The organism is Pseudomonas sp. P5_A2_2 (assembly GCF_054177685.1).
This window is the reverse complement of sequence record NZ_JBGCUL010000318.1, coordinates 1-4,871: the sequence shown is the minus strand read 5'-3', so window position 1 is coordinate 4,871 and position 4,871 is coordinate 1. Positions and strand designations below refer to the sequence as shown.

The 4,871-nt window shown below is 61.4% G+C and carries 5 protein-coding genes; 3 read left to right on the top strand and 2 right to left on the bottom strand.

The annotated features are described in order from the left end of the window. Positions 1-589, bottom strand: a 589-nt coding sequence (locus tag ACXRVY_RS17285) for a LysR family transcriptional regulator (protein ID WP_458237842.1), incomplete at its 3' end; no start/stop codon positions are given. Positions 590-748: 159 nt separating this feature from the next. Between ACXRVY_RS17285 and ACXRVY_RS17280 the strand changes: the two genes are divergently transcribed. Then, positions 749-1,768 (top strand): alpha/beta hydrolase, encoded by a 1,020-nt coding sequence (locus tag ACXRVY_RS17280; protein ID WP_458237841.1) that lies wholly within the window; start codon positions 749-751, stop codon positions 1,766-1,768. A 200-nt stretch (positions 1,769-1,968) separates the two neighbouring features. Then, positions 1,969-3,396, top strand: a complete 1,428-nt coding sequence (locus ACXRVY_RS17275) for a mechanosensitive ion channel family protein (protein ID WP_223463564.1) — start codon at positions 1,969-1,971, stop codon at positions 3,394-3,396. On the opposite strand, the gene ACXRVY_RS17270 is transcribed toward ACXRVY_RS17275, so the two are convergent. Continuing rightward, on the bottom strand, positions 3,397-4,296 hold the full coding sequence (locus ACXRVY_RS17270; protein ID WP_223463563.1) for an AraC family transcriptional regulator: 900 nt from the start codon (positions 4,294-4,296) through the stop codon (positions 3,397-3,399). Between the two features lie 97 nt (positions 4,297-4,393). Here ACXRVY_RS17270 and ACXRVY_RS17265 point away from each other — a divergent pair. Further along, positions 4,394-4,871, top strand: a 478-nt coding sequence (locus ACXRVY_RS17265) for a LysR family transcriptional regulator (protein ID WP_458237840.1), incomplete at its 3' end; no start/stop codon positions are given.

Sequence of the window (4,871 nt, the reverse complement as noted above, 5' to 3'; positions counted from 1 at the left end):
GACGACCATGGCCGTACGGCAGGCAGTCGTGTCCGTGCAAATCTTCAGGCTTGAGCGGTGTGCCGCGTTCGACCAGGTACGCGGGGCTTGCGCAGTACACCCGTGCAATGGAGGCAATGCGTCGGGCGATCAGCGTCGAGTCTTCCAATGTGCCAATGCGCAATGCCAGGTCGTAACCTTCACCGAGCAAATCCACAGGGCGGTCACTCAAATCCATCTCCACCGTCACGTCGCGATAGCGCTGCAAAAACACCGGCAACAGGCACCCCAGATGCGCCAGTGCGAACGACAGCGGCGCACTCACACGAATGGTCCCCCGTGGTTCGGTGGTCTGGCCGGCGATGCCCTGCTCCACTTGTTCGACTTCGCTGAGCAGGCGCAAGGCTGACTCGTAATAGCTTTGCCCCAGCGGCGTGACATCCAGTCGCCGGGTCGAGCGATTGAGCAAGCGCACACCCAAGCGCTCTTCGAGTTGCATCAAGCGGCGGCTGACAAACTGCTTGGACAGGCCCAGTTGATCGGCGGCCGCCGTGAAACTGCCGGAGTCCATCACCTGGCAAAAAATACGCATATCTTCGAAGGGGTTCATTGTCACTTCCCGGTTGACAGTTAAACACTTTATAGCCGCTTTTTCGCTTCCAGGCACCCTATTAATCTGTGTTCACGGTGTTGCTGAAGCCTGAATCACAGAGCCGGCAGCGACCTCATCTCAAGACACTCAACGCCATCGGTTAAAAAGGATTTACCCATGAACCTCGTCCAGAAAACCCTGACCGCATCCCTCCTCGCCMTTGCCGTCGGCAACGCGTTTGCCGCGGGCAGCCCGGGTGTCGAACACAACACCCAGGCCTTCCTCGAAGCCCTCGCCGCCGGTGGTGGCAAACCGCTTGAACAACTGAGCCCGAAAGACGCCCGTGCGGTGCTGACCGGTGCCCAGGCGTCGGTGAAGGTTGACCTGTCCGGTGTGGAAGTCAGCGACAAGGCGATCAAGGTTGACGGGCAGACGATCAACCTCAAAGTGGTGCGCCCGGCCAAGGTCAAAGGTGAATTGCCGGTGTTCATGTTCTTCCATGGTGGCGGTTGGGTGCTGGGGGATTTCCCGACTCACCAACGCCTGATTCGTGACCTCGTGGTGGGCTCCGGCGCGGTCGCGGTGTACGTCGACTACACACCGTCGCCGCAAGCGCAATACCCGACCGCGATCAACCAGGCCTACGCCGCGACGCGCTGGGTGGCCGAGCATGGCAAAGAGATCGGCGTCGACGGTCAACGTCTGGCAGTGGCCGGCAACAGCGTCGGCGGCAACATGGCGGCAGTCGTGGCCTTGATGGCCAAGGAGCAAAAAGTCCCGGCCCTGCGTTTTCAACTACTGATGTGGCCGGTGACCAACGCACAGTTCGATACCGCGTCGTACCAGCAATTTGCCGAAGGCCACTTCCTGACGCAAAACATGATGAAGTGGTTCTGGGACAACTACACCACCGACGCCGGCGAACGCGCGCAGATTCATGCCTCGCCACTCAACGCCAGTACCGAACAGCTCAAAGGCTTGCCGCCCGCATTGGTGCAGACCGCCGAATTCGACGTGCTGCGTGACGAAGGCGAAGGTTATGCCCGCCACCTCGATGCGGCGGGCGTGCCAGTGACCTCGGTCCGCTACAACGGCATGATCCACGACTTCGGCCTGCTCAACCCGTTAAGCCAGATTCCCGAAGTGAAGGCAGCGGTACGCCAGGCTGCGCTGGAGCTCAAGGTTCACTTGAACTGAGACCTTGCCCTTTGCCACACACTTGCGGTGTGGTGAGGGGCTTTTCTGTAGGAGCGAGCCTGCTCGCGATGCGGATTTTCAGTCGACATCTTCATTGAATGTTAGACCGCAATCGCGAGCAAGCTCGCTCCCACAGAAAAGCTCCCTCGCCACAAAAGCGGCCTGCATCTCGGCTACCTCATTTCTGCCGGAGCTCCCACATGTCCTTCCTTCTCAGTCATCTCCTGTCCCTGAGCGCCCTGCTGCTGGCCATCGACGCCCTGCTCTGGCACCTTGCGCCTTTCAAGCATCGCGTCAGCCGGGTCGGTGTGCGTCTTGCGCTGTTTGTGCTGTTCAGCGCGGTGATCATCAACGCCGGCGTCAGCCCGTTGCACGCGCCATTGTTTGCCGATGATCCCGTGGCGCAGCTCGGGGCTACGGCGCTGGGAATTCTGTGGTGGTTGTACGCCGCGCGGGTGCTGACCGAAGTGATCGGTCTGGTCCTGATGCGACGCATCGGCCACAGCGGCCGGCTGTTGCAGGATGTCATCGGCGCTGTGGTGTTCCTGGTTGCCGTCGTCGCCGCCGCCGGCTACGTGCTGGAGCTGCCAGTGAAAGGTTTGCTGGCGACCTCTGGCGTCGTCGCCATCGTGGTGGGTCTGGCATTGCAGAGCACTTTGAGCGACGTGTTCTCCGGTATCGTGCTCAACACCACCAAGCCGTATCAGGTCGATGACTGGGTTTGCATCGACGGTGTTGAAGGCAAGGTGCTGGACATCGACTGGCGCGCCACCCACCTGCTGACCAATGCCGGCAGCACCGCTGTGGTGCCGAACTCGGTGGCGGCCAAGGCGAAGATCGTCAACCTCAGCCGCCCGACCAACCTGCACGGCGTGTCGATCAGCATTCAGGTGCCCAACCATATCCGTCCGCGTCGGGTACTCGATGCCCTGGACCGCACCCTTCAGGGCAGCAGCAGTCTGCTGCTCAACCCACCGCCCAAAGCCGTGCTCAAGGAGACCGGCGAAACCATGTCCGAATACGTGGCCAGCGGCTTCATCGCCGAACTGGGCAAAAAGGGCGAAGTGCGCAATCAACTGTTCGACCTGGCCCATCGGCACCTCGAAGCAGCAGGCATTTCCCGGCAGCCCGATGGCGTGATCGAGCCGTCGACCCGCGCACGGGCCTTGCTCGATGAAGTGAAAATCTTCCGTTCCCTGAGCGCCGAGGAACGTGATCGCCTGGCCCGGAACATGGTGGCACAGCAATACGCGGCTGGTGAAGTGGTGCTGGATCTGGAGGAAGTGCCGGACAGTTTGTTCGTCATCGCCACCGGCGTGGTCAGCGCCACTGTCCCCGACGGCAGCACGCAGATCGAAGCCGGACGCATGGGGCCGAGTGAAGTCATGGGCGAACAGAGCATTCTTGCCGACACGCCGTCCCAGGCACGGTTCACCGCCATGACCTCAAGCATCATCTACCGCCTCGACAAGTCCCTGACCCGCAGTTGCATGGAGCAACGCCGCGAAGTCGACCGGGCGTTGAACAAGCTGCAAGCGGTGCGGCAGCAGAACAGCCGGATGGCGTTGATGGCCAAACCGGTGGCGGTCAAGAAAGGTGGTTTTTTGAGCTGGTTGCAAAATCGTTGATCAAGGAGCGAGCTTGGTCCGGGCGGCGTTCCGACGAAGGCGACCTACTGGCCGACCAGATACATCACAGAGGCGAAACTGCTTGGGCGTAATCCCGAACTGCTTACGAAACGCCCGAATGAAATTACTCGGCTGCCGATACCCCAACCGCTCGGCAATCCGCTCAATCGGCTGATCACCTGCCGTCAACCAGTGCCGCGCCAACTCCAGACTGTCACTGCGTGTATGTTGCGCGGCAGCAGTCTGCCAGTACCGCAACATGCTCTGATGCAGAAATCCATTGGCCCCCAGCAACGGCTCATCGAGGCTAGTCGCTGGCAGGCTCAAACACGGATGTGAACCCTCCAGCACCTCGATACCAACACTACGCAACCACTGCCCGGCAGCCTGTTGCGGAGTCAGGCGAACGGCGACAAACACCTGTGCCGGGGCACGCCCCAGGCGTCGGGCGATATTGCGCACCAACGTCAGGGTCGCTGCATCGAGGCCGAAAAAATGCAGCTGTTTATCGGCACTGCGCAAGTGCAAGCGAGCCTGTCCGCCACACTCCTCCAGTTCCGCCACCACGCAGTTGGTTACCCGCGGCAGAAAATCGGTGAAGCACGCCAGGCTCGCACGCAGGGTCGCGGCGGAATCCAGCAAAATGTTCAAACCCCGCAGCGTGGTGGTCGCCATGCCATTGACCAGTTCGCAGCCAAACGATGCGCCCGCGCCCGCACGTTCGCATTCATTCCACAGGCGTTCGACCAGGTGCGCGGGCACATGCAGGTCCTGACCTTCGAGCAGCGACAGGCAGATGCCGGCCCGTTGCAGCAGTTGGTCCTGACACAGGCCGGACTGCCGGGCATGGCTGAGAATGGTGCGGGTGAAGGCGCTGGAAAAAAACGGTTGGCTGGTCATGGCAGGTTACGGCGAGAGGACAGGCGTGTACTTATGCCAGCCGCTGTGCTATCGATCCAATGCATTAAAAGTATCCGCCAAATGCAGGAGACGCATGATGGACCTACGACAACTCCGCCACCTCGTCGCCCTGGCCGATTACCGCAACTTCGGGCGTGCCGCCGAGGCGATCAATCTCAGTCAACCGGCCTTCAGTCGCAGCATCCAGACCCTTGAGCGCGACCTCGACTGCGTGCTGGTGGAACGCAGCAGCCGCGAATTGCGCCTGACCGGTCAAGGCGAACTGGTGCTGCAACATGCCCGGCGCCTGCTCGCCGGCAGCCAGGCCCTGCACAACGAACTGACGCAATACAACGGCCTGACCGGTGGCGAGCTGCACTTCGGCTGCGGCCCGTATCCGGCCCAGGTGCTGGTGCCCGAAGCGTTGGCGGAGTTCATCCAGGCTCACCCGGCGGTCCGCATCAGTTTCCACCAGGGCGACTGGGAACAACTGGCGGTCTGGCTTCGTGAACAGCAGATCGAATTCCTCGTGGCCGACGCGCGGTACTTCACCGGCGACCCGCATTACCAGGTAC

Coding starts and splice junctions, on each gene's coding strand:
- ACXRVY_RS17270 (WP_223463563.1), bottom strand. CDS start 4,296: ATGACCAGCCAACCGTTTTTTTCCAGCGCCTTCACCCGCACCATTCTC.
- ACXRVY_RS17275 (WP_223463564.1), top strand. CDS start 1,969: ATGTCCTTCCTTCTCAGTCATCTCCTGTCCCTGAGCGCCCTGCTGCTG.